Raw genomic sequence first — 3,022 nt, 5'->3', positions numbered from 1 at the left:
GGTGCTCTCCTCGCGGCGCTTGTCCTTCGTGTCGAGATGGATGCGGCAGTCGCGCAGCTTCTTGTTGTGGACCTTGGCCTTGCGGGCGTTTTCACGGGCGGCCTTCTGGATGCCGCTGATCTCTTTGCGCTCCTTCTCGTTCGCCAGGATCTTGTCCTGGAGGGACTTCGCCACTTCGGCGCGCTTGTGCAGGTAGTTGTCCAGCTCCTTCACCACCGTGTTGATGATGTGGGTGCGGAGGTTGCGCCCGTTCGGCTCCATGTGGGTGGAGCCGAGCTTCGTCTTCGTTTGCGACTCGAAGACGGGCTCCTGCACCTTCACCGAAATGGCGGCGATGATGCCAGTGCGGACATCGCTGGGCTCGAACTGCTTCTTGTAGAACTCACGGCACTCCTGAACCACGGCCTCACGGAAGGCAGCGAGGTGGGTGCCGCCCTGGGTGGTGTGCTGGCCGTTGACGAAGGTGTAGAATTCCTCGCCGTAACCGGTGCCGTGCGTGAAGGCGATCTCGACATCCGTGCCATCGAGATGGATCACCGGATACTGAGGCGACTCGGTGAGCTTCGCAGCGATCAGGTCGCGCAGGCCTTCCTTGGATTTGAAGGATTCGCCGTTGAGCTTCAGCGTGAGCCCAGGGTTCAGCCAGGCGTAGTAGCGCAGCATTTCGCGGATGAAATCCAGATTGTATTTCACCTTGGGCGAGAAGGACTCCGGGTCTGGGCGGAAGGAGATGCGCGTGCCATCCGCCTCTTCGGTTGGCTTGGGTTTGGCCATCTCGAACTTGACCTCGCCCCGACAGAACTCGATGGCGCGGGTCTGCTTCTCACGCACGGCCTGGATTTCGAAGAACTCCGACAGCGCATTCACCGCCTTGATACCCACGCCGTTGAGGCCCACGGAGCGCTTGAAGACCTCGCTGTCATACTTCGCGCCTGTATTGATCTGCGCGGAGCACTCCAGCAGCTTGCCCAGCGGGACGCCGCGCCCGTAGTCGCGGATGGTGCAGAGATTGTCCTCCGTGATCTCGATCTCGATGATCTTCCCGTAGCCCATGACGTGCTCGTCGATGCAGTTATCCACGACTTCCTTCAGCAGGACGTAGATGCCGTCCTCCGGCTGAGAGCCGTCGCCCAGCTTGCCGATGTACATGCCGGGGCGCAGGCGGATGTGCTGGCGCCAGTCGAGGGACTTGATGCTGTCTTCGGTGTAGTTGTGAGCGGGTGTGGCCATGGAAAGGGAAGGGGACGCGGTGGTTGCTACCGGCTGGTAGAAGGAAGATGAGCAGGAGTCAAATGCGGTGATGGTGTTCAGCGCATCTGGCAGGGCTTATGCACCCAGGTGATAGGGGTCTTTTTGCTACAGGATTCACAGGTCTGAAAAAATCCTGTTCATCCTGTGAATCATGTCAATCCTGTAGCTCAGGCAACGCAGCATCTGAGGGCAGGGGATCTTCACTTCGCGTGCAATTGCCGGGCGATCAGATTCAGTCGGCGCAGGCAGGTGATGATGGCTCCGACGAAGATGATGACGAGGGCAAACATCAGCCCTTGGATCTGCGGTCCGGCGACTTCGGCATAAAAGAGCTGCTGCCCGGCGGCGGCGAGAGTGCCCAGGGTGAGCACAGCCATGCGGTGCTGTTTCGCCATCGGCCCCATGAAGCTCTGCTGGGCGGTCAGCGTGCCCTGGAGCAGCCGGAGATAGGCAGTGCCCATGGCGAGCACCGCGCAGGTCCAGCCGAGCGGCAGTTCGCCAAACATCTTGATCACGCCGGGCTCCACGTTCGTGCTGTAACCGGCACCGACGAGGATCAACACATCGGCCACGCGGTCTGGCACCTCATTATAAATGGGTCCGGTGGGAGATGCCTTGCCACCCTCCACGGCCACCATGCCATCGAGCAGATTGCACAGCAGGCGGAGCTGGATGCAGACCGCCGCAGCCACCCAAAGAAGGGCGGCGGTGCCCGGTGTTTTCATGTCCGGGGCCAGCCAGAAACAACCGAAGGCAGCGGCGGAAAAAGCCACGCTGAAGAGAGAGATGGCATTCGGCGTGATGCCGGAAGCACAGGCCATGCGGGCCAGGGCACGAGCCCAGGCGGTGTTGCGGGATTTGAGTTCACGGCGCGGGCCGACGGGCTTCGGAGTGTCCATGGAGGGATCAGGTGTAGTGGTGGACGGCGATCTGCTGGAAGGCGGCCTGCACCTGGGCGGTGATGGGACCGGGAGTGGAAAGGGCGCGACCATCGATCTCGGCGATGGGATGGACATCGCGGGTCGAGGAAGTGAGGAAGGCCTCCTCGCACTCGGCCAGGACGGCGGTGGGGATGGCGACCTCAGCGCAGGGCAGACCGATTTGAGCACAGGCCTGGATGACCAGCTTCCGGGTCACCCCAGCGAGGCAACCGGAGGACAACGGCGGCGTGACCAATTTGCCGTCCAGGACGATGAAGACATTGCTGCCCGTGCCCTCGCAGAGTTCCCCGCGCGTGTTCGCCAGCAGGGCCTCGCCACAGCCGCGTGACTTGGCATGGACCAGCGCACGGACGTTGTCGCCATAGGAGGTGCTTTTCACCCCGGTGAGAGCCCCGTTCTCCAGCCGAGGCCAGGGCGAAAGAGCGACGCGCTCCGTGGGAGGCCAGGTGTTCAGAGCGGAGGAGGTCACGAGCACCGTGCCAGCGCTGTCTCCACGATCCGATCCTAGCGGGCCATCCCCACTGGTCAAAGTGAAGCGGACACGGGCATTCGGGAGCTGGTTGGCCTCCAGCACGGCCTGCATGGCCGTCATGAACTCCTCCTCGGGCACGGGCTTCAGGCCCATGATCACGCAGGAATGGACGAGGCGCTCCCAGTGCTCATGCACGGCAAAGAGCTGTCCATGGCGGGCGACGAGCGTCTCGAAAACCCCATCGCCGACCAAAAGCCCATGATCGAGGGGGGAGATGCGCGCCTCGTGCAGAGGCATCAGAGAGCCGTTCAGCCAGACCATCGTGTACATGCCCCCATCCAGCCATCTTCATGCCTGC

At 62.4% G+C, this 3,022-nt stretch carries 3 protein-coding genes; all 3 read right to left on the bottom strand.

Annotation, left to right across the window (positions count from 1 at the left end):
- Positions 1–1,230 (bottom strand): ATP-binding protein (locus AC6FTP_RS26570; protein ID WP_497209916.1); only part of this gene is annotated, 1,230 nt, incomplete at its 3' end.
- A 221-nt stretch (positions 1,231–1,451) separates the two neighbouring features.
- Positions 1,452–2,150, bottom strand: coding sequence for a CDP-alcohol phosphatidyltransferase family protein (locus AC6FTP_RS26565; protein WP_497209915.1), 699 nt, complete (start codon positions 2,148–2,150; stop codon positions 1,452–1,454).
- A gap of 7 nt (positions 2,151–2,157) precedes the next feature.
- Positions 2,158–2,961: an aminotransferase class IV gene (locus AC6FTP_RS26560; protein ID WP_497209914.1), complete on the bottom strand. Its 804-nt coding sequence runs from the start codon at positions 2,959–2,961 to the stop codon at positions 2,158–2,160.
- Between the last annotated feature and the right edge of the window lie 61 nt (positions 2,962–3,022).

The sequence above is a fragment of the Prosthecobacter sp. genome (assembly GCF_044378005.1).
Lineage (GTDB): Bacteria > Verrucomicrobiota > Verrucomicrobiia > Verrucomicrobiales > Verrucomicrobiaceae > Prosthecobacter.
This window is presented reverse-complemented; position numbering and strand designations above follow the sequence as displayed.

What these genes read in the sequence shown, in the direction of transcription:
- AC6FTP_RS26565 (WP_497209915.1), bottom strand. Translation starts at nt 2,150, where the DNA reads ATGGACACTCCGAAGCCCGTCGGCCCGCGCCGTGAACTCAAATCCCGC.
- AC6FTP_RS26560 (WP_497209914.1), bottom strand. Translation starts at nt 2,961, where the DNA reads ATGCCTCTGCACGAGGCGCGCATCTCCCCCCTCGATCATGGGCTTTTG.